Origin of the sequence: Citrobacter sp. JUb117 (assembly GCF_024809055.1) — a bacterium.
GTDB classification, from domain to species: domain Bacteria; phylum Pseudomonadota; class Gammaproteobacteria; order Enterobacterales; family Enterobacteriaceae; genus Citrobacter; species Citrobacter gillenii.
Genome location: NZ_JANUFB010000004.1, coordinates 354,769 through 375,915, shown reverse-complemented (window position 1 = coordinate 375,915; position 21,147 = coordinate 354,769). Strand labels below are relative to the sequence as shown.

The following is a 21,147-nucleotide window of genomic DNA, read 5'->3' as shown; positions in this document are numbered from 1 at the left end:
GACGCCGGATTGCTCCGGCGTCTGAGTCTTACGCGTCCGGGAACTCACGGATTAAACGTTCAACGTCTTCAACCATATGGTCGTTACCGACGAAGAATGAACGACGCTGGTGCAGGCTCTCCGGGATGATATCCAGAATACGGTTTTTACCGTCACTTGCTTTGCCGCCCGCTTGCTCGGCCAGCAGGGCCATTGGGTTGCATTCGTACAGCAGGCGCAGTTTTCCATCCGGATGGCTGGCGGTGCTCGGGTACAGATAGATCCCGCCTTTCAGCAGATTGCGGTGGAAATCCGCCACCAAAGAGCCAATGTAGCGCGAGGTATACGGGCGCTGGGTGGCTTTATCTTCTTCCTGGCAGAACTTAATGTACTTCTTCACGCCATTCGGGAATTTGATGTAGTTGCCTTCGTTAATGGAGTAGGTGCTGCCTTTGGCCGGGAAACGCATGCGCTCCTGGCTGAGGCAAAATACGCCCAGAGAAGGATCGTAGGTGAACGCATGTACGCCACAACCGGTGGTATACACCAGCATGGTGGATGAACCGTAAACGACGTAGCCCGCCGCCACCTGCTTGTTGCCCGGTTGCAGGAAATCCTCTTCCGTTACCGGCGTACCGACAGGGGTGACACGACGATAAATCGAGAAGATCGTGCCGACAGAGACGTTAACATCGATGTTCGATGAACCATCCAGTGGATCCATGAGTACAACGTATTTTGCGTGTTCACAGCCTTCGAAGACGACGATTTCATCTTCTTCTTCAGAGGCGATGCCCGCCACAATATCGCGTGCCTTCAGTGCAGCTTTCAGTTTTTCGTTCGCGAACAGATCGAGCTTCTGCTGAACCTCTCCCTGCACGTTCTCAGCACCGCTGGCACCCAGGATATCGACCAGACCGGCCTTGTTGATATCGCGGTGGATGATCTTGGCGCCCAGCTTTATTGCCGATAACAAAGCAGTCAGCTCACCGGTAGCATGAGAGAACTCGTGCTGCTTTTCGACAATAAATTCACCTAACGTTTTCATAACACTTTCCCTGCAAATTGTATGGAGTAAAGCGACCGCCATAATCTTAACAAATATTTCAGCCCTCGCGCTTAGGTGAATCGCGCCAGCAAACTGCGGATTATCCTGAAATGCGTTTCTCAGTTGCCTGACATGTGCGTAAAATGACCCCCAGATTAAAAAAGGATAGTGACGTATGCGCATTCATATTTTGGGAATTTGTGGCACCTTCATGGGCGGTCTGGCGATGCTGGCTCGCTCGCTCGGTCATGAAGTAACGGGTTCGGACGCCAATGTGTATCCGCCGATGAGCACCTTACTTGAGAAGCAGGGCATCTCACTGATTCAGGGTTACGATGCCAGCCAGCTCGACCCGCAACCGGACCTGGTGATCATTGGCAATGCCATGACACGCGGTAATCCGTGCGTGGAAGCGGTGCTGGAGAAGAACATTCCGTACATGTCTGGCCCGCAGTGGCTGCATGACTTTGTGCTGCGCGATCGCTGGGTGCTGGCAGTGGCGGGAACTCACGGCAAAACCACCACGGCTGGAATGGCGACCTGGATCCTCGAAGTCTGCGGCTATAAGCCAGGCTTTGTCATCGGCGGTGTGCCGGGGAACTTCGAGGTTTCTGCGCGTTTGGGTGAAAGCGACTTTTTCGTTATTGAAGCGGACGAGTACGACTGCGCATTCTTCGATAAGCGTTCCAAATTCGTACATTACTGCCCGCGTACGCTGATCCTCAACAACCTTGAGTTCGATCACGCGGATATCTTTGACGATCTGAAAGCCATTCAGAAACAGTTCCACCATCTGGTACGTATCGTGCCGGGTCAGGGACGCATCATCTACCCGGAAAACGACATCAATCTGAAACAGACGATGGCGATGGGCTGCTGGAGCGAACAGGAACTGGTTGGTGAGCAAGGTCACTGGCAGGCGAAGAAACTGACGACCGATGCCTCCGAATGGGAAGTGTTGTTAGACGGTGAAAAAGTGGGCGAAGTGAAGTGGGGCCTGGTCGGCGAACACAACATGCACAACGGCCTGATGGCTATTGCTGCCGCTCGCCACGTTGGTGTTCAGCCTGCGGATGCCGCCAATGCGCTGGGTTCATTCATTAACGCACGTCGACGTCTTGAACTGCGCGGCGAAGCCCATGGCGTGACGGTGTATGACGATTTCGCCCATCACCCGACGGCGATTCTGGCAACGCTCGCCGCGCTGCGCGGAAAAGTCGGTGGCACGGCGCGCATTATTGCCGTGCTGGAACCACGTTCTAACACCATGAAAATGGGACTGTGCAAAGACGATCTGGCGCCGTCGTTAGGTCGTGCAGATGAAGTGTTCCTGCTGCAACCGCCGCACATTCCGTGGCTGGTATCGGAAGTCGCGGAAGCCTGCGTGCAGCCTGCTCACTGGAGCGGTGATGTTGACGCGCTGGCGGACATGGTGGTGAAAACCGCGCAGCCTGGCGATCACATTCTGGTGATGAGCAACGGCGGGTTTGGCGGTATTCATCAAAAACTGCTGGACGGCCTGGCGAAGAAAGCACAGGCACAAGCCGAAGAGTAAAAAAATGCCCGGTGGCGCAATGCTTACCGGGCCTACGATCGACTGTAGGCCGGATAAGGCGTTTACGCCGCCATCCGGCACTTTCAGCATACGAAGAAATTAGACTTCGTTTTCTGCCAACTCACGCAAATACTGAAAAATCTGACGTGCTGATTTCGGCGGCTTATTGCCTTCCTGCTCTTTCTTCGCATTGCGAACCAGAGAACGAAGCTGTTGGCGATCGGCGTGCGGCCACAGTCTGAGGACTTCCGCTACCGCATCATCACCTTCAACGATCAAACGATCGCGCAGCTGCTCCAGCTTGTGAAACATTACAACCTGTTGGTTGTGACGGTTCTTCAGCTTATCCAGCGCCTGACGGATAGGATCGACATCGCGCTGACGCAGCATCTTGCCAATCAGCTGCAGCTGGCGGCGACGGCCTTCCATCTTAATACGCTGAGCCAGCTCAATGGCGGCACGTAAATCCGCATCGAGCGGGATTTTATCCAGCGCGTTTTTCCCCAGTTTTACCAGTTCCACGCCCAGGTGCTTTAACTCCTCGGCGTCACGTTTTATTTCACTTTTACTGACCCAGATAATTTCATCGTCTTCGTCTTCGATGTCATCACCGGGAACGTCGTCGAGCCAGTCTTCGGGCTGCTTAGTCATGTCAGGCTCCTTAAAAAAAGAGGCTAATGTTACCAGTTAAGATGCGCACTGAAAAACGGTTCTCTGTTAGACTTCAGAGAAACTCTCTCTACATTATGGCATTTGCGATGAAAGTAATCTCACAAGTTGAAGCGCAGCGTAAGATTCTGGAAGAAGCAGTCTCGACAGCACTGGAATTAGCATCAGCTCAGTCGGACGGTGCAGAAGTCGCCGTAAGCAAGACGACGGGTATTAGCGTCAGCACCCGTTATGGTGAAGTGGAGAACGTAGAATTCAACAGCGACGGGGCGCTGGGCATTACGGTGTATCACCAGAACCGTAAAGGTAGTGCGTCGTCCACCGATTTAAGTCCACAGGCGATTGCGCGTACCGTGCAGGCTGCGCTGGATATTGCTCGTTACACCTCGCCGGACCCGTGCGCAGGCGTGGCGGATAAAGAACTGCTGGCCTTTGATGCGCCAGATTTAGACTTGTTCCACCCGGCGGAAGTCTCGCCTGACGAAGCCATCGAACTGGCGGCACGTGCTGAACAAGCGGCGTTGCAGGCCGATAAGCGCATTACTAACACCGAAGGTGGCAGCTTTAACAGCCACTACGGCATCAAAGTGTTTGGTAACAGCCACGGTATGCTGCAGGGCTACTGCTCCACGCGTCATTCTCTCTCCAGCTGCGTGATCGCCGAAGAAAATGGCGATATGGAACGCGACTACGCCTACACCATTGGCCGCGCAATCGGCGATCTGCAAACGCCGGAATGGGTGGGGGCCGACTGTGCGCGCCGCACCTTATCCCGTCTGTCACCGCGTAAACTGTCCACAATGAAAGCACCGGTTATTTTCGCCAATGAAGTGGCGACCGGCCTGTTCGGACACCTGGTCGGGGCCATTGCCGGTGGCTCGGTGTATCGTAAATCTACCTTCCTGCTGGACTCGCTGGGCCAACAAATTCTGCCGGAATGGCTGACCATTGAAGAACACCCGCATCTGCTGAAAGGGCTGGCCTCTTCGCCGTTCGACAGCGAAGGCGTGCGTACGGAACGTCGCGATATTATCAAAGACGGCGTCCTGACTCAGTGGCTGCTGACCAACTATTCTGCCCGCAAGCTGGGACTGAAAAGCACCGGTCATGCCGGTGGTATTCATAACTGGCGTATTCCCGGACAAGGTCTAAGCTTCGAGCAGTTGCTCAAAGAGATGGGCACTGGTCTGGTCGTAACCGAGCTGATGGGGCAGGGCGTGAGTGGTATCACCGGCGATTATTCGCGCGGCGCGGCGGGTTTCTGGGTCGAAAACGGTGAAATTCAGTACCCGGTGAGTGAAATCACCATCGCCGGTAACTTGAAAGACATGTGGCGCAATATTGTCACCGTCGGTAACGATATTGAAACGCGCAGTAATATACAGTGTGGTTCTGTGCTACTGCCGGAGATGAAAATCGCCGGGCAGTAATACCCGTCATACTTCGAGCTGCGGCGTGAATTATTACGGGTATCTGGCGTTATTCTTAATAATAAAAAAGGAAGTGAGCAATGCGTAAACACCTGTTAGCGATCGTCGCGGCTTCAACGCTGGTTTTAGGTTCATCTGCGTTTGCAGCCGATCTCGAAGACGATATGGGGATCCTCAACGACAACCTGAAAATCGTGGAAAAAACGGATAACGCAACTGAACTGAAAGACGCGTTAACCAAAATGCGTGCAGCCGCGCAGGATGCACAAAAAGGAACGCCACCGAAGCTGGAAACTAAATCCCCGGACAGCCCGGAGATGAAAGATTTCCGTCACGGCTTTGACACGCTAATCGGCCAGATCGACGGCGCGTTAAAACTGGCGAACGAAGGTAAAGTCAAAGAGGCGAAAGCGGCAGCGGAAGAGCTAAAAACCACCCGCAACGCTTACCATAAGAAGTACCGTTAATTTATGTATCCGGCCTGCGCGACGTCGTAGGCCGGATAAGACGCGACAGCGTATCCATCCGGCACCGCCCCCCATAAGTAAACGCTATACCCATCACATTTTTTAACTTTTAACGCCAACCCGTTTTTCCTGCCACTTGCGGTTTCCCTGCTATCTCGTGCGATCCCCATCACGTTATCCAGGCGATAAATAACCAATCCCGCCCTTTTTGCGGCACAGATCACTATCGTTGCTCACCTTTCCACTTCGAAGTGGAAAACAACTCGCTACAAACTTTTAACCTCCACCGTTAGTTTACGCTTAGAGCCATTAGTGGGGTATGACGAGTGAATAACGGAGCGGTAATGAATGACAGGGGGGAATCGGTGACACCGTCTGGTGAACTGGCCGAACGCATGCTGGCGCAGGTGTATGCCCTGTTGCGCGCACGCCACATCATTCCCAATGCCGTACAGGAACAAATGCTGACATCGCATGTTCGCGCCATGGCGCACCGCTCGGTGACGGGTGAACCGCTACCTGAAGTCGATGCCAGCTTATTTGATGAAATATCTGCCGAATCAATGGCACTTGCCCGCGACATCGTGGCGGAGTTTGGCAACCTTCCTGAAGAAGAGGCCTGGCTGCTGTCGGTACATTTCGAAGTCGCAAAAGAGAACCTTTAAGGAGCACAAGATGGAACAGATTACTGTGGTGATTGGCGATCGTCTGGGTAAAGGCCAGAAAGTGGCGGCAGGCGTTGAGAAAGCAGGCGGTCGTGCGGTCGTGGTACCGGGCGTGGCGGCAGATATGAAGCTGGGTGACATGATGAAAGCGGAAAACGCCACCTTTGGCATTTCGTTTTGCGGCAGCGGCGGCGCGGGGGCTATCACCGCGCAGACCAAATATGGTTACAAAGCCAAATACGGTATGCGCTCGGTTGAAGAGGGCGTCACCGCCATCAACGAAGGTTGTAACGTGCTGGGATTCGGCTTTATGGACAAAGAAGAGCTCGGCGAGCGCCTGGTGCAGGCGTGGCAAAAGAAATACGGCGCTTAAGTATGAAAGAGCAATTCACCACAACGGTGAGAGTCACGGGTAAGGGTGACGCCAAAGCGCGCGCCTTTGCCGATGCCCTGAACCACGTTCAGGCCGCGGTGATGAAAGGGTCACCGCATATCTTACTGCGTATTGAGCCACAGGATGTGCAGGTTGTTCAAGCGCGTGAAACGGTGCGTAAAGAGGCGTTTTTATTCCTCTTTTTGCGCCGCGAAAGACGCACTTTCAGCGTGGAGCTGGATGTGACCGTCAACGTGACTGCCATCAATCTTGAGAAGGTGGATTTCGTCACGCAACGCTGATTCACTATTAAAAGGCATAATTATGTTCCTGATAATATTAATAAAATCGCTCATCATCGGCGCGCTGGTTGGCGTAGGTGTCGGCGCTGGGGCTGCACGCATGTTTCATGCGCCTACCTCTCAGGGGATGGGCGCGTTTCGTACTCTGGGGGAGCTGAATTCCTGTGAAGGGGATCCTGCTTCTCACTTCTCATTCGGCCTGGGCTTCTTCTTTAACGCCTGGGCTTCATCCGTTGCGGCGGGGGCGTTCACGCAGGACGTTGACCACCGCATCATCCCTAACTGGGGTGCGGCGGCATTGATGCTTAAAAACCGTAATGTCGGTGAGACGCTGCATGACCCCAGACGCATGGCGATTGCCTGTGGCGTGATTGGCATGATTGTCGTGACCTTCCTGAACCTGACCGCGTCATCCGTACCGGCGGCGCTGCAGGTTACTGCCGTGAAGGTGCTGGTACCGGCGGCAAACCTGCTGGTCAACACCGTGATGCCGGTGATCTTCTGGCTGGCGGCAATCGATGCTGGCAAGAAATCGGGTTTCTGGGCGACCGTCTTTGGCGGCGCAGCGCAGCTGATAATGGGCAACGCCGTACCGGGTCTGGTGCTCGGTATTTTGATTGGTAAAGGCGTCGAAGAGAGTGGCTGGAACCATGTCACTAAAGTGATGATGGTGGCTATCGTGGCGCTGTTCGTGCTGAGTGGTTTCTTCCGCGGCTTCGATATGAAGATGATTGAATCCTTCCATCTGACCGTGCCGAACTGGCTGGAACTGATCCACAACTCACTCAGCGGCAAATAACGGAGGCCACAATGGAACAGAATAAAGGTTTTTGGTTCGCCGACTGGTCGTTCCCGATCTTCGTGGGCCTGCTCTCCTCCGGCGTCTTTGCCGGCACGCACATGTACTACCTGTATGGCATCGGTGCGTTTAACGAAGTGGCCTTTGTGGCAATGCTGAAAGCGGGAATGGACACCGGTTCTTACGGGGCGGTAGCGGCGTTTGGTGCGAGCTTCCTGTTTGCCCGCATTATTGAAGGTTCGCTGGTGGGTATCCTGGACATCGGCGGGGCCATCCAGACCGGCGTTGGTTTGGGCGTGCCGGCACTGCTGCTGGGGGCTGGCATTATTTTCCCGGTCGCTAACTTTGCTGCCTCGCTGGTCACCGGTCTGGTGATTGGCCTGGCAATTGGCTACATCATCATTCTGGCGCGTAAGTTCACCATCAATCAGAGCGATTCGACCTACGGGGCGGACGTGATGATGGGAGCCGGTAACGCCTCAGGTCGCTTCCTTGGACCGCTGATCATCCTCAGCGCGATGACGGCTTCCATCCCTATCGGCGTCGGTTCTCTGGCCGGGGCGCTGCTGTTTTACCTGTGGCAGAAACCGATCACCGGCGGTGCGATCCTTGGGGCCATGATCCTCGGTTCCATCTTCCCGATTGCGATTAGCTAATTGCCTGATGGCGCTGCGCTTATCAGGCCTACAGCATCGTACTCGTTGTAGGCCGGATAAGACATTTATGTCGCCATCCGGCAACCGATTTCCTCTTTCTACAGGAGAGTGTGATGTTTGATTTACTCCTGCGCCATGCGCGTCTGGTAGACGATACGGTGAGCGATATTGCGGTCAAGGACGGCAAAATTGCGGCGCTGGGCGAGATAACCGATCCGGCGGTGAAAACCGTCGATTTACGCGGTGAGTGCTACGTCAGCGCCGGGTGGATTGATTCTCACGTCCACTGCTACCCGAAATCCCCGATTTATCATGACCAGCCTGACAGCATCGGGATTGCCACCGGCGTCACCACGGTGGTGGATGCCGGTAGCACCGGCGCTGATGATATTGATGATTTCTATACCTTAACCCGTGAAGCGACCACCGATGTTTATGCCTTGCTGAATATTTCCCGCGTGGGGCTGATTGCGCAAAACGAGCTGGCCAATATGGCTAATATCGACGCTGACGCGGTGAAGCTGGCGGTGCAACGTCACCCGGATTTTATTGTCGGCCTGAAGGCGCGGATGAGCAGCAGCGTGGTCGGTGAAAATGGCATTACCCCGCTGGACCACGCCAAAACCATGCAAGCGCAGAATGGTGACCTGCCGCTAATGGTGCACATCGGTAACAACCCGCCGGATCTGGATGAGGTAGCCGAACGCCTGACAGCGGGCGACATTATTACCCACTGCTATAACGGCAAACCGAACCGTATTCTGACGCCAGAAGGCGAATTACGGGCCTCGGTAACGCGGGCGATTTCGCGCGGCGTACGCCTCGATGTTGGACACGGTACCGCCAGTCTGAGCTTTGCGGTGGCGAAACGCGCCATCAGCTTAGGCATTTTGCCGCACACCATCAGCTCAGATATTTACTGCCGCAACCGCATCAGTGGCCCGGTGCATTCATTGGCCAACGTAATGTCGAAATTTCTCGCCATCGGTATGTCGCTCCCGCAGGTCATTGAGTGCGTGACCGCCAGTGCCGCCGACGGCCTGCGCCTGAAAAATAAAGGCCGACTTCAGGTCGGTCTGGATGCCGATCTCACCCTCTTTACGCTGAAGCGCCAGCCCGCCGTGCTGGTCGATGCCGAAAACGACAGCCTGCAGGCTGAACAACTGCTGGTACCGCTTGCCGCAATACGTGCGGGCAAGGGCTATATGACCGAACAAGGGAGCGCGGAACATGCCTTCGATTTTTGAGAAATACCATTTAAAACAGGTTATTAATACCTCTGGTCGCATGACGGCGCTTGGGGTCTCTACGCCGCGACCCGAAGTGGTACAGGCCGCGATGGCGGGGATGAATCAGTACTTCGAAATGAAAGATCTGGTCAATAAAACCGGAGACTACATCGCGAAGTTGCTCGAGGTGGAAGGCGCCACGGTGGTGTCCTGTGCCTCGGCGGGGATTGCCCTGTCAGTGGCGGCTGTGCTGGTAAAAGACAGCGACTGGCTGCTGGAAAACCTGCACGCCACACCAATTGACAACAACGAAATTGTGCTGCCTCGCGGCCATAACGTCAACTTTGGCGCACCGGTTGGCAGCATGGTGGCGCTTGGCGGCGGCAAGTTAGTCGAGGCCGGCTACGCCAATGAATGCTCGGCGGCGCAGCTGACAGCCGCCATCTCGCCGCGCACGGCAGCCATTCTGTATATCAAATCGCACCACTGCGTACAAAAAAGCATGCTCAGCGTAGAGCAGGCCGCCGTGGTCGCACGTACGCATAATCTGCCGCTGATTGTGGATGCAGCGGCGGAAGAAGATTTGCAGTGCTACTACCGTGTCGGTGCGGACCTGGTGATTTACAGCGGCGCCAAGGCGATCGAAGGGCCAACCAGCGGCCTGGTGATTGGTAAAACACAATATGTGGAGTGGGTGAAACGCCAGACGGCAGGTATTGGCCGGGCGATGAAGGTCGGCAAAGAGGGCATTCTCGGGCTGACCTGCGCCATCGAACTGTACCTCAGCGCGCAGAAAGAGAGCGGTGCAGAGATGGTCGAAAAAATGACGCCGTTTATTAATACGCTGAATACCTTCAATGGCGTCAGTGCGCGGGTGGTGTGGGACAGCGCAGGGCGCGACATTGCGCGTACCGAAATTAAGTTTGACGAAGCGGTAACCGGGATCGCCACCGGCGAGCTGGTTGAGGCGCTTAAGCAGGGCGAGTATGCGATCTACTTCCGCGGCTACAAAGCCAACGAAGGCATTATTGAAGCGGACGTGCGCAGTGTAGACCGCGCGCAGCTGGAGATAGTGGCGCGTCGTATTGCGGACGTGACCGGGCAGGAGAAAAAAGTATGAAACTGACGCCTAACTTTTATCGCGATCGCGTCTGCCTGAACGTGCTGGCGGGGTCAAAAGAGAACGCCAGTGATATTTACGCGGCGGCCGAAGGCCATGTGCTGGTCGGTGTGCTGTCCAAAAATTACCCGAGCGTTGAAAGCGCGGTGGCGGATATGCGTGAATACGCGGCGCTTATCGACAATGCGCTGTCCGTTGGTCTCGGGGCGGGCGATCCGAACCAGTCGGCGATGGTTAGTGAAATTTCTCGTCAGGTGCAGCCGCAGCACGTCAATCAGGTGTTTACCGGCGTGGCGACCAGTCGGGCGCTGCTGGGGCAATCTCAAACGGTGGTCAACGGTCTGGTTTCGCCAACCGGTACGCCGGGCTGGGTGAAGATCTCCACCGGCCCGCTCAGCAGCCAGTCAGCAGATGGTGTGGTACCGGTGGCAACCGCCATTGCACTGCTGAAAGACATGGGCGGCAGCTCGATTAAATACTTTCCGATGGGCGGTCTGCAATGCCGCGACGAATATCAGGCGGTGGCTGAAGCCTGCGCCCGGCATGACTTCTGGCTGGAGCCTACGGGCGGTATCGACCTGGACAACTTTACTGAGATTCTGCAGATTGCCCTTGATGCCGGCGTGAGCAAAATCATTCCTCACATTTATAGTTCTATTATTGATAAGGTGAGCGGCAACACCCGGCCTGACGATGTGCGCCAGCTGCTGGCAATGACCCGGGCCTGCGTAGGTTAACTGACTAGTGAGGAAACTGACGTGCGATTCCCCAACCAACGTTTAGCGCAGCTGTTTGGCATGCTGCAAAGCGAGGCGCTGCCGCAGGATGAGCTGGCGCAGCGGTTGTCGGTTTCCACACGCACGGTCAGGGCGGATATTACCGCGCTGAACGCGCTTCTCACCCCGTATGGCGCGCAGTTTGTCCTTAGCCGGGGCAACGGTTATCAGTTGAAAATTGACGATCCGGCACGCTACCAGACATTACAAACGCAGCAGCCCGAGCGGTTGCTGCGCATTCCGCGTACCAGCCAGGAGCGGGTACACTGGCTGGTGGTTCGTTTTCTGACATCGGCTTTTTCGCTGAAGCTGGAAGATTTAGCTGATGAATGGTTCATCAGCCGGGCGACGCTGCAAAACGACATGGCAGACGTGCGTGAGCACCTGCAACGCTATCGACTGACGCTGGAAACGCGCCCCCGACATGGGATGAAGCTGTTTGGCAGTGAGATGGCGATCCGCGCCTGTCTGACCGATCTTCTGTGGATGCTGGCGCAGCAGGATCCGGCCCATCCGCTGGTGATGGAAGAGGCGCTCAATGCGGGCGTCCCGCAACAGCTGCAGCCGGTTTTACAGGATATTTTCACCCGCTTTCATATTCGCCTGACCGACGAAGGTGAACTCTTTCTGCGCTTATATTGTGCGGTGGCGGTACGCCGGATTAGCGAGGGCTATCCGCTGCCGGAATTTACCGCAGAAGAGGTGGAACATGAGGTGTGCCTGGCGACGCGGGAAATTGCTTCAGTCCTGCACCAACTGGCAGACAAACCACTCTCCGTGTTTGAGGAGAACTGGCTGAAGGTACATATCGCCGCCCGTCAGGTACAGGATATCGCCCCCAGCGCGATTAACGCCGACGATGACGAAGCGCTGGTCAATTACATCCTGCGTTTTATCAACACGCAGTACAATTACAACCTGATGAACGATCGGCAACTGCATGCCGATCTACTGACTCATATTAAGACCATGATCACCCGGGTACGCTACCAGATCATGATCCCCAATCCGCTGCTGGAAAATATTAAACAGCACTATCCGATGGCATGGGATATGACGCTGGCCGCCGTGTCGGGGTGGGGGAAATACACCCCGTATACCATTAGCGAAAATGAGATTGGCTTCCTCGTGCTGCACATTGGCGTTGGGCTGGAACGTAGTTACAACATCGGTTACCAGCGACAGCCTCGTGTGCTGTTGGTTTGTGACGCAGGAAACGCCATGGCGCGCATGATTGAAGCGGTGCTGGCGCGTAAATATCCGCAGATTGAGATTGTCGGCACCGTGACGCTGCGCGACTACGAACAACGGGACGCCATCAGCGAAGACTTCGTGATTTCTACCGCACGAATAAATGAAAAAGATAAGCCCGTGGTGATGATCGCCCCGTTCCCCACTGATTATCAGCTGGAGCAAATTGGTAAGCTGGTGCTGGTGGATCGCACCCGCCCGTGGATGCTGAACAAATTCTTCGACGCCGCCCATTTTCGCATTATTGACGAACCGATGGATCAACAGACGCTGTTCAACACGTTATGCGGCCAGCTGCACGATGAAGGCTTTGTCGATGCGGAGTTTCTCGACTCCGTCGTTGAGCGCGAGGCCATCGTCAGCACCTTGCTGGGTGATAGCATTGCCCTGCCGCACTCCCTCGGTTTGCTGGCTAAAAAAACGGTGGTCTATACGGTGCTCGCCCCGCAGGGCATCGCCTGGGGAGACGAAACCGCCCACGTGATCTTCTTGCTGGCCATCAGTAAAAGCGAGTATGAAGAAGCGATGGCCATCTACGATATTTTCGTCACCTTCCTGCGTGAACGCGCTATGACGCGGCTCTGTGCGTGTCAGAATTTTACCGAGTTCAAAACGGTTGCCATGGAGTGCGTCAGTCGTTTTTGAGAGGTGTTATCCATAATTCGATGTAATGCGAATGTAATGCTAAACTGCATTACACATTCGATTCTACCGGAGGCATAATGGCCACGCTGAACGTCCGTCTGGATGACAAACTCAAAAATGAGGCTTATGCCGTGCTGGATAAACTGAACATTACTCCAACGGAAGCCGTGCGATTACTGTTCCAGTACGTCGCGGAAACGGGGCGCATGCCAGTGAAAACCGTCACTCTTAGCGATAGTGAAGATGCACTGATTCAGACAGTTCGGGAGAGGCTGTCTAGTCCGCAAAAGGGAATCAAGGTTAGTCTGGATGACTTATGAACTGGAATTCGACCCGAGGGCCTTAAAAGAGTGGCATAAGCTGGGCGATACAGTGAAGGCTCAGCTTAAGAAAAAGTTGGTTGATGTGCTATTGAACCCCAGAATTGACTCTGCCCGTTTAAACGGTCTTCCTGACTGCTATAAAATTAAGCTTAAATCGTCCGGCTATCGTCTGGTGTACCAGGTTCGGGATGAAGTTGTGATTGTGTTTGTTGTCGCGGTAGGCAAGCGAGAACATTCAGCCGTCTATCACGATGCAAACAAACGGCTTTAGCGATCATCGCAAGTGATGTACCACCTGGTTGCTGCTGCCGCGCCAGATCAGCGCCGGGTCTTTCAGATCCTGTACAAATTTGCCATCGACCAGCACGTTGATGAGATCCACCACCTGCATTTGCGCGGCGTTAAGTTCATCAAGCTTGTAGCCGGTCCATACCCAGATGTCTTTCCCCGGACACTCAGCGTGAATGCGTTGCACCAGTTTCAGGATATCCGGCACGTTTTGCGGATGCAGCGGATCGCCGCCGGACAGCGAGATCCCCTGGCGAGGGATCCGCGTATCGTTGAGATCGGCAATGATCTTATCTTCCATCTCTTTGGTAAACGGCTCGCCGGAGTTCAGACGCCAGGTGCTTTTGTTATAGCAGCCTGGGCATTCATGCACGCATCCAGACACAAACAGGGTGCAGCGCGTACCGGGGCCGTTGACGATGTCGACGGGGTAATATTGATGATATCGCATAGAGGATGTCCAGAAAGAATGTAGGCCGGATAAGGTGCTTGCACCGCCATCCGGCAACATTGTGATGCCTGATGGCGACGCGATTGCGTCTTATCAGGCCTACGGTCTTTGCAAACGGAAATTAACCGAGCTGCCCGTTACCTAAGTGCTTCACGCGGCGCTTCACTTCTTCCTGCTTACCGGCGTTAAACGGACGTGCGTCCGGGCTGCCTAAATAACCGCAGACGCGACGGGTGACTGACACGCGAGCAGCGTCGTGGTTACCGCATTTCGGGCAGGTGAAGCCTTTGCTGGTGCATTCGAATTCACCGGTAAAGCCGCACTCGTAGCACTCATCGATCGGCGTGTTGGTTCCGTAATACGGCACGTGCTGATAGCTGTAATCCCAGACGTCTTCCAGCGCTTTCAGGTTGTGCTGAATGTTCGGGTACTCGCCATAGCAAATGAAGCCGCCGTTCGCCAGCGGTGGATACGGTGCTTCGAAATCGATTTTGTCGTACGGGTTAACCTTTTTCTCCACGTCGAGGTGGAAGCTGTTGGTGTAGTAGCCCTTGTCGGTCACGCCCGGCACTACGCCAAACTCGGCGGTATCCAGACGGCAGAAGCGGTCGCACAGGTTTTCACTTGGCGTGCTGTACAGGCTGAAGCCATAGCCGGTTTCGTCTTTCCATTTATCGACGGCCTGACGCAGGCGTTCAACAATGGCGATGCCTTTGGCGCGAAGCTGCTCGCTGTCGTACATATGCTTTTCGCCAAACAGCGCGTTGATGGTCTCGTGAATACCGATGTAGCCCAGAGAGATCGACGCCCGGCCGTTTTTAAAGATTTCAGACACATCATCGTCGGCTTTCAGACGCACGCCGCAGGCACCTTCCATATACAGGATTGGCGCCACGCGCGCTTTTACGCCTTCCAGACGCGCGATACGGGTCATCAGCGCTTTGCGCGCCAGCACCAGGCGATCGTCCAGCAGTTTCCAGAAGGTGGCTTCATCACCGTGTGCTTCCAGTGCAATACGCGGCAGGTTGAGGCTAATCACGCCAAGGTTGTTACGCCCGTCGTGAACCTGTTCGCCGTTCTCGTTTTCCCATACGCCGAGGAAACTGCGACAGCCCATCGGGGTTTTGAACGAACCGGTCACTTTTACGACCTGATCGTAGTTCAGGATGTCCGGATACATACGCTTGCTTGCGCATTCCAGTGCCAGCTGTTTGATGTCGTAGTTCGGATCGCCAAACTTGTGGTTCAGACCGTCACGAATCGCGAACACCAGTTTCGGGAACACGGCGGTTTTACGATTTTTACCCAAACCGGCAATGCGGTTGCGCAGAATAGACTGCTGAATCAATCGTGATTCCCAGCTGGTCCCCAGGCCAAAGCCAAAGGTGACGAATGGAGTCTGGCCGTTGGCGGTATGCAGCGTGTTCACTTCATACTCGAGGGACTGGAATGCGTCGTAGCACTCTTTCTCGGTACGGGAATGTGCATAGCCATCGGCATCCGGGATCTGCCACTCTTCTGCGGTTTTACGGTGCTTGTTAAAGCTCTCGGTGACGAACGGCGCGAGAACTTCATCGATACGGTTAATGGTGGTGCCGCCGTAAATGTGGCTGGCAACCTGGGCGATAATCTGTGCGGTGACCGCGGTCGCCGTGGAGATGGATTTTGGCGGCTCAATCTCCGCGTTACCCATCTTAAAGCCCTGCGTCAGCATGCCTTTCAGGTCGATAAGCATACAGTTAAACATCGGGAAGAACGGCGAGTAATCGAGATCGTGGTAGTGAATATCACCGCGCTCGTGTGCCTGAACTACATCACGCGGCAACAGGTGCTGGCGCGCATAGTGTTTGGCGACGATACCGGCCAGCAGGTCGCGCTGGGTTGGGATCACTTTACTGTCTTTGTTGGCGTTTTCGTTCAGCAGCGCGGAGTTGGTTTGCTCAACCAGACCCCGAATTTCCTGGTTCAGGCGGCCACGTTTTTCACGCTGGATATCACGGTCGTGGCGATATTCGATGTACGCACGGGCGAGTTGTTTGTACGGGCCAGACATCAGCTGGTTTTCCACCGCTGTCTGGATCTCGTTGATATCGACCTGGCTGCGCTCATTCATCTGGCTGCTAACGACTTCTGCGACGGTGGCACAGTAATCTGCGTCATCGACTCCCGCTGCTTTAGCTGCACGCAGAATGGCTTCTTTGATGCGCTCTGATTTAAACGGCACTTTACAGCCATCACGCTTCATCACATGCGGTGTCATGATCACTCCATATTTATAAGAACATTATAAGAACAGGTTATCCACAGAGGGTGGGAAGCACTCACTGGTTTATTCATCTCTCTGGTCAATGACTTCCCGTAATTCAGACCCCATTTATCCACATTTCCACCGCTACCGAGGGAAATGGCGTTGTAGCAATTGTAGTCGATTAATACAACATATTGGGTCGGCGTGCATTTTAAGTTCTATATGTAGTGATTTGCATCAAGGATGTTTGCGATTTTATTGATGTAGCTCAAAGTAAAAACCAGAGCGTACAGATGACGGGCAGTACAGCGATTGTAAATTGCCCGTAGAAAATTCTGATTAATTATTCAGCAAAAACAGGGTGGTAAGTTGAGCGTATGCCGTGAAGCCCGGCAGCGCTATACGCGCCGGGCTTGATGCCAATTGCAAGCTATTTTTGCAGCCACCAGATAGCTTCAAAAGGACGTAGCGTCATCGCGCCGGGCTGGCGGGCGACCTCGTCATAGTTGTGCATCAACACCTGCCAGTTGTCGCGAGTGTGCGCCGGTTGCCAGGGCTGGAAGGCGTTGCTCAGATTAGCAACGACCAGCAGCCGTTGTCCCTGCCATTCGCGCTGATAGCACCAGACATGCGGACTGTCTGGCAACAGATCCTGATAATCGCCCCAGGTGAGAATCGGTTCTGTTTTGCGTAAGGCAATCAGCTTCTGATAGGTGTAAAACACCGAATCGGAATCCCTTAGCGCTGCAGCAACGTTGATCTCCGCCGCGTTGTCGCACAGGTTGATCCACGGCTCCCCCTGGGTAAAGCCCGCGTGTTGGCTTCCGTCCCACTGCATCGGCGTGCGGCTGTTATCGCGGGATTTACTGGCGAGGATCGCCAACAGCTCGTCGGCATCACGCCCGCTAGCATTCAGCTCGGCAAACATGTTATGGCTTTCGACGTCGCGATAATCGGTAATCTGGCGAAAATGTGGGTTGGTCATGCCAATTTCTTCGCCCTGATAGATATAAGGCGTGCCCTGCATCCCGTGCAGCACCATCGCCAGCATTTTGGCGGCCGGCACGCGATATTGTCCTTCATCGCCAAAGCGTGAAACGATGCGCGGCTGATCGTGATTACACCAGAACAGCGCGTTCCACGCGACGTTGTGCATCCCCTGCTGCCAGTGGCGGAACAGGGTTTTCAGCGCCACGTAATCCGGTTTGGCTAACGACCACTTTTCACCATTCGGGTAATCGACTTTCAGGTGGTGGAAGTTAAAGGTCATCGACAATTCGCTGCCGTCCAGTGCGGCGTATTGCTGGCAATGTTCGAGCGTGGTGGAGGACATTTCACCCACTGTCATCAGGCTGCGTGGGGTGAAGACATCGCGGTTCATCTCGCGTAAGAATTCATGCACGCGCGGACCATCGGTGTAAAAACGGCGGCCATCACCGTCAGGATCGCTCGGGAAGTCCTGATCCTTGGAGATCAGATTCACCACGTCGAGGCGCAGTCCGTCTACGCCGCGATCGGCCCAGAACTCACACACTTTTTTCAGCTCGGCGCGAACCGCCGGATTTTCCCAGTTCAGGTCGGCCTGTTCCGGGGCAAAGAGGTGTAGATAATACTGTTCGCTTGCGGCGTGCCAGTCCCAGGCGTTGCCGCCAAATTTGGAGCGCCAGTTGTTAGGGCAGGCCTCAGGCGTACCGTCACGCCAGATATAGAACTGACGATACGGACTGTCTTTATCCAGCGCTTCACGAAACCAGGCGTGCTGCGTCGATGTATGGTTAAACACCATATCAAGAATAATGCGTATGCCGCGCGCTTTTGCCTGCGCCACCAGTTCGTCGAAGTCATCCATTGTGCCGTAGGCCGGGTCAACGGAGATATAATCTGCAACGTCGTAGCCGTTATCAACCTGTGGCGAAATGTAGAACGGCGTCAACCATATCGCATCAACGCCCAGCGTTTGCAGATAGTCGAGACGCTGCGTAACGCCGCGCAAATCGCCGGTGCCGCTGCCGGTGGTGTCCTGAAAACTCTTGGGGTAAATCTGATAGATAACGCCGTGTTGCCACCAGTGTGGAATAGTCATTGTGGTCTCCTGCAAATGCGGAGGGGTGCAATGGCACCCCAAAAAAGAGTCAGACAATTTGTAACGTGCCCTGACGGTATTTACGCTGGTAGACGAACGAGGTCAGCACCATCGGGATAACAATCGCGATGACCATCGCCAGGCCAAATACCTGCCAGTAAGTCGGCTGGATGGAGAGGATGCCAGGTATACCGCCGACGCCAATCCCGTTCGCCATCACGCCGTTCAGGCCGCACAGCAGACCGGCGAGGCCGGAACCGATCATTGCGCACAGCATCGGGAAGCGGTATTTCAGGTTGATGCCGTACATTGCCGGTTCGGTCACGCCGAGCCAGGCGGAGATAGCGGCAGGTACCGAGATTTCACGTTCGTTTTGCTTGCGGCTGGCGATGATAATCCCTATTACCGCCGAGCCCTGGGCGATATTTGACAGTGCAATCAGCGGCCACACCGGCGTGCCACCCATGCTTTGGATCATCTGCATATCAATGGCCAGCGTAGTTTGATGCACGCCGGTGATCACCAGCGGGGCGTACAGGAAGCCAAACAGCGCTGCGCCAATCGGGGCAAAGCTGCCGGTCATCAGATGACGCACGGCAAAGGCGACGCCATCGCCAATCCAGCGACCAAACGGACCAATAAACGCGTGGGCGAGGAACACCGCGAGGATCAGCGAGCACACCGGGACGATCACCAGATACAGGTAATCCGGGACGAGGCGTTTCAGGCGCGTTTCAATCAATCCCAGCGCCAGACCTGCCAACAGAGCAGGAATAACCTGCGCCTGGTAGCCGACTTTTTCGATCGTAAACAGGCCGAAGTTCCACACTTCCGGCACCTGCTGGCCCAGCAAATACGCGTTCATCAGCTGCGGTGAAACCAGCGTGACGCCCAGCACGATGCCGAGGATCGGCGTTCCACCCATTTTCTTCACCGCTGACCAGCAGATGCCGACCGGCAGATAGAAGAAGATCGCTTCCCCGATCAACCACAGGAAGTCATAGAGGGTTTTCAGCGACGGGTACATCTGCGCCAGCGTCTGACCGTTGCTCATCGGCAGATCGCCGATCACATTGCGAAAACCTAAGATCAGGCCGCCGCTGATCAGCGCGGGCAGCAGGGGGAAGAAGATCTCCGCGAAGTGCGAGATCAACTGCTCGTGCCATTTCATGTTCTGTCGCGCGGCTTTTTTCGCCTGCTCTTTGTCGGCACTGGCCTGTCCGGTGGTGGCCAGCAGCGCTTTGTAGTAGTCGCCCACCTCGGTGCCAATCACTACCTGAAACTGCCCGGCGTTGGTGAAGCAGCCTTTGACCATCGGCAGCTGCTCGATCTCTTTCGGTCTGGCATTCGCGGGCTGATTCAGCACAAAACGCAGGCGCGTGATGCAATGACTCACCGTGGCGATATTGTCGCGCCCGCCCACCAACTCAATCAGCTGGTCGATATCCGCTTGTTTTACTTTGCTCATGATTAAGCCCTGTTGTTGACCTGGCGCCAGAGTATATCTTCGCTGGATATTTAAAAATGGGAACGTTCCCGAAACACAGCGAAGATCACAAATTAGCGCTCAGAAAGCGATCAGGAAAGGGTGGCGGGAATGACGATCTGTCGGGGTTCGCTGCGGCCGTTGATCTGCTCGATCAACTGCAACGCCGCCTGTCGACCGGCTTCGGCGTAACCGGGATCGACGGTGACGATCTCCGGATGGAGGAATTTCATCAGCGGTGTGCTGCCCACGCTCGCCAGCTGCAGATGTTCAATGCGCTGCTCCTGCAAATATTTGCTGACCCCAAGAGCCAGAGTATCCGTGGCGCACACTAAGGCGGTGGTCTCTGGGGTAATGACATCGGCAGCGTGTTCGTAGCCCTGCTTCATGGCGAGACCCGGCAGGGCCGCAACAGGATGCAGTTGATGTTTTTTACAGAAGGCCAGGTAGGCGGCATGACGCCGTTGACCGGTGGTGACGTCGCTGTGGGGAACGCCAAGAAAACTAATATGGCGGTGTTGGCGATCGTATAAACGCTGCATCAGGGTATGGATTGCGCCTTCATCGTCATAACAAACCGAGGCAAAACCGTTAGCATCCCTTGCCAGCAGCACCAGGGAGTCCTGCCAGGAGGCGATCATCGCTTCGGTAATACCGGTAAAACCGAACAGCACCACGCCGTCAATGTTGCGGCGTCGGAGCATACCCAGGTGTTCTTCCACTAGGTCGGGCGAGAACTGGCTTTCCATCATAATCGGGTCGTAGCCCTGCTCATAGAAGGCGGGCAGCATGGTCTGCACGGCCAGATTCTCGGAAAGCGAATCCAGTCGCGTGACGATAATCGCCACCACTTTGTCACTTTGCCCACGCATGGCACGGGCAGAGCGGGAAGGGGAAAAACCGTGCTGATTCATCACCGCTTCAACGCGTTCGCGGGTGCGCTCACTGACGCCGCTTTCATTGTTGAGGACGCGGGAAACGGTTGATTTTCCCACACCGCTTAAGCGGGCGATGTCTTTAATGGTCAGCCGATTTTGCATCCTGTATTCCCGTGTCGCGTGTGAAGTTATGCCAAAAGAGAATAACTTTACTCATGCTCAGCGCAATGGGCAAAGTCTGGTATACGTTTGGTTTAGTTTCTGTGCTTTATCATACCGGCATAATTGCCACGAACCTTATAGATTTATCCCTATAATGCGCGGGGCAAATCATTCACTTACCGGAGGCTGTATGGATCCCGATCCCACCCCTCTCCCGAAACGGAGAAAAACCCCTTTCCGGTAAGCCTGCATTCACTGTCTTAC

Annotated in this window: 22 protein-coding genes; 15 read left to right on the top strand and 7 right to left on the bottom strand. The window is 54.9% G+C overall.

The window, feature by feature from the left end; translation table 11 throughout:
* Window positions 1–28: 28 nt before the first annotated feature.
* Entirely contained in the window at window positions 29–1,027 is a 999-nt protein-coding gene (gene fbp / locus M2374_RS11745; protein ID WP_096758530.1) for a class 1 fructose-bisphosphatase, read from the bottom strand.
* Window positions 1,028–1,202: 175 nt separating this feature from the next.
* Between fbp and mpl the strand changes: the two genes are divergently transcribed.
* A complete protein-coding gene (gene mpl, locus M2374_RS11740) occupies window positions 1,203–2,582 on the top strand; it encodes a UDP-N-acetylmuramate:L-alanyl-gamma-D-glutamyl-meso-diaminopimelate ligase (RefSeq protein ID WP_115259583.1) in 1,380 nt (459 codons plus the stop codon).
* Between the two features lie 99 nt (window positions 2,583–2,681).
* Here the strand turns inward: mpl and yjgA are convergent, their stop codons facing one another.
* The gene (yjgA, locus tag M2374_RS11735) at window positions 2,682–3,233 is read right to left on the bottom strand and encodes a ribosome biogenesis factor YjgA (protein WP_115259582.1); all 552 of its coding nucleotides are present in this window, start codon (window positions 3,231–3,233) and stop codon (window positions 2,682–2,684) included.
* Between the two features lie 95 nt (window positions 3,234–3,328).
* Here yjgA and pmbA point away from each other — a divergent pair, with 95 nt between their 5' ends.
* From pmbA to M2374_RS11670, 13 genes are all read left to right on the top strand, one after another.
* Window positions 3,329–4,681 (top strand): metalloprotease PmbA, encoded by a 1,353-nt coding sequence (gene pmbA, locus M2374_RS11730; protein WP_096758525.1) that lies wholly within the window; start codon window positions 3,329–3,331, stop codon window positions 4,679–4,681.
* A gap of 80 nt (window positions 4,682–4,761) precedes the next feature.
* The gene (gene cybC, locus M2374_RS11725) at window positions 4,762–5,148 is read left to right on the top strand and encodes a cytochrome b562 (RefSeq protein WP_096758524.1); all 387 of its coding nucleotides are present in this window, start codon (window positions 4,762–4,764) and stop codon (window positions 5,146–5,148) included.
* 344 nt (window positions 5,149–5,492) lie between these two features.
* Complete coding sequence (locus tag M2374_RS11720; RefSeq protein WP_096758523.1) at window positions 5,493–5,813, top strand: glycine dehydrogenase; 321 nt, start codon at window positions 5,493–5,495, stop codon at window positions 5,811–5,813.
* Between the two features lie 10 nt (window positions 5,814–5,823).
* Window positions 5,824–6,186, top strand: coding sequence for an SFCGS family glycine-rich protein (locus M2374_RS11715; protein ID WP_096758522.1), 363 nt, complete (start codon window positions 5,824–5,826; stop codon window positions 6,184–6,186).
* Window positions 6,187–6,188: 2 nt separating this feature from the next.
* Entirely contained in the window at window positions 6,189–6,488 is a 300-nt protein-coding gene (locus M2374_RS11710; RefSeq protein WP_096758521.1) for a DUF4312 family protein, read from the top strand.
* Window positions 6,489–6,510: 22 nt separating this feature from the next.
* The gene (locus M2374_RS11705; RefSeq protein WP_096758520.1) at window positions 6,511–7,287 is read left to right on the top strand and encodes a DUF4311 domain-containing protein; all 777 of its coding nucleotides are present in this window, start codon (window positions 6,511–6,513) and stop codon (window positions 7,285–7,287) included.
* 11 nt (window positions 7,288–7,298) lie between these two features.
* Window positions 7,299–7,943: a DUF4310 family protein gene (locus M2374_RS11700; RefSeq protein ID WP_096758519.1), complete on the top strand. Its 645-nt coding sequence runs from the start codon at window positions 7,299–7,301 to the stop codon at window positions 7,941–7,943.
* A 113-nt stretch (window positions 7,944–8,056) separates the two neighbouring features.
* Window positions 8,057–9,190, top strand: a complete 1,134-nt coding sequence (locus tag M2374_RS11695; protein WP_181688519.1) for an amidohydrolase/deacetylase family metallohydrolase — start codon at window positions 8,057–8,059, stop codon at window positions 9,188–9,190.
* A complete protein-coding gene (locus tag M2374_RS11690) occupies window positions 9,174–10,292 on the top strand; it encodes a DgaE family pyridoxal phosphate-dependent ammonia lyase (RefSeq protein ID WP_146717607.1) in 1,119 nt (372 codons plus the stop codon). The genes M2374_RS11695 and M2374_RS11690 overlap by 17 nt, the downstream gene beginning before the upstream one ends.
* A complete protein-coding gene (locus tag M2374_RS11685; protein WP_174360793.1) occupies window positions 10,289–11,029 on the top strand; it encodes a 2-dehydro-3-deoxy-phosphogluconate aldolase in 741 nt (246 codons plus the stop codon). The genes M2374_RS11690 and M2374_RS11685 overlap by 4 nt, the downstream gene beginning before the upstream one ends.
* Before the next feature lie 21 nt (window positions 11,030–11,050).
* Window positions 11,051–12,964, top strand: a complete 1,914-nt coding sequence (locus tag M2374_RS11680; protein WP_174360792.1) for a BglG family transcription antiterminator — start codon at window positions 11,051–11,053, stop codon at window positions 12,962–12,964.
* Between the two features lie 77 nt (window positions 12,965–13,041).
* Entirely contained in the window at window positions 13,042–13,284 is a 243-nt protein-coding gene (locus tag M2374_RS11675) for a type II toxin-antitoxin system RelB/DinJ family antitoxin (protein ID WP_115259576.1), read from the top strand.
* Window positions 13,274–13,558 (top strand): type II toxin-antitoxin system RelE/ParE family toxin, encoded by a 285-nt coding sequence (locus M2374_RS11670; RefSeq protein WP_181688517.1) that lies wholly within the window; start codon window positions 13,274–13,276, stop codon window positions 13,556–13,558. Before M2374_RS11675 ends, M2374_RS11670 begins: the two co-directional genes overlap by 11 nt.
* Before the next feature lie 3 nt (window positions 13,559–13,561).
* Here M2374_RS11670 and nrdG read toward each other — a convergent pair whose 3' ends face one another.
* From nrdG to treR, 5 genes are all read right to left on the bottom strand, one after another.
* Window positions 13,562–14,026: an anaerobic ribonucleoside-triphosphate reductase-activating protein gene (gene nrdG, locus M2374_RS11665; RefSeq protein WP_096759476.1), complete on the bottom strand. Its 465-nt coding sequence runs from the start codon at window positions 14,024–14,026 to the stop codon at window positions 13,562–13,564.
* A 121-nt stretch (window positions 14,027–14,147) separates the two neighbouring features.
* Entirely contained in the window at window positions 14,148–16,286 is a 2,139-nt protein-coding gene (gene nrdD / locus M2374_RS11660) for an anaerobic ribonucleoside-triphosphate reductase (RefSeq protein WP_115259574.1), read from the bottom strand.
* A gap of 418 nt (window positions 16,287–16,704) precedes the next feature.
* On the bottom strand, window positions 16,705–18,357 hold the full coding sequence (treC, locus tag M2374_RS11655) for an alpha,alpha-phosphotrehalase (protein ID WP_181688516.1): 1,653 nt from the start codon (window positions 18,355–18,357) through the stop codon (window positions 16,705–16,707).
* 49 nt (window positions 18,358–18,406) lie between these two features.
* A complete protein-coding gene (treB, locus tag M2374_RS11650; protein WP_181595939.1) occupies window positions 18,407–19,825 on the bottom strand; it encodes a PTS trehalose transporter subunit IIBC in 1,419 nt (472 codons plus the stop codon).
* A 110-nt stretch (window positions 19,826–19,935) separates the two neighbouring features.
* A complete protein-coding gene (gene treR, locus M2374_RS11645; RefSeq protein ID WP_137400479.1) occupies window positions 19,936–20,883 on the bottom strand; it encodes a trehalose operon repressor TreR in 948 nt (315 codons plus the stop codon).
* On the opposite strand from treR, the gene mgtL reads away from it, so the two are divergent.
* Window positions 20,855–21,127 (top strand): mgtA regulatory leader peptide MgtL, encoded by a 273-nt coding sequence (mgtL, locus tag M2374_RS22360; protein WP_370317568.1) that lies wholly within the window; start codon window positions 20,855–20,857, stop codon window positions 21,125–21,127. The genes treR and mgtL overlap by 29 nt on opposite strands.
* Window positions 21,128–21,147: the final 20 nt, after the last annotated feature.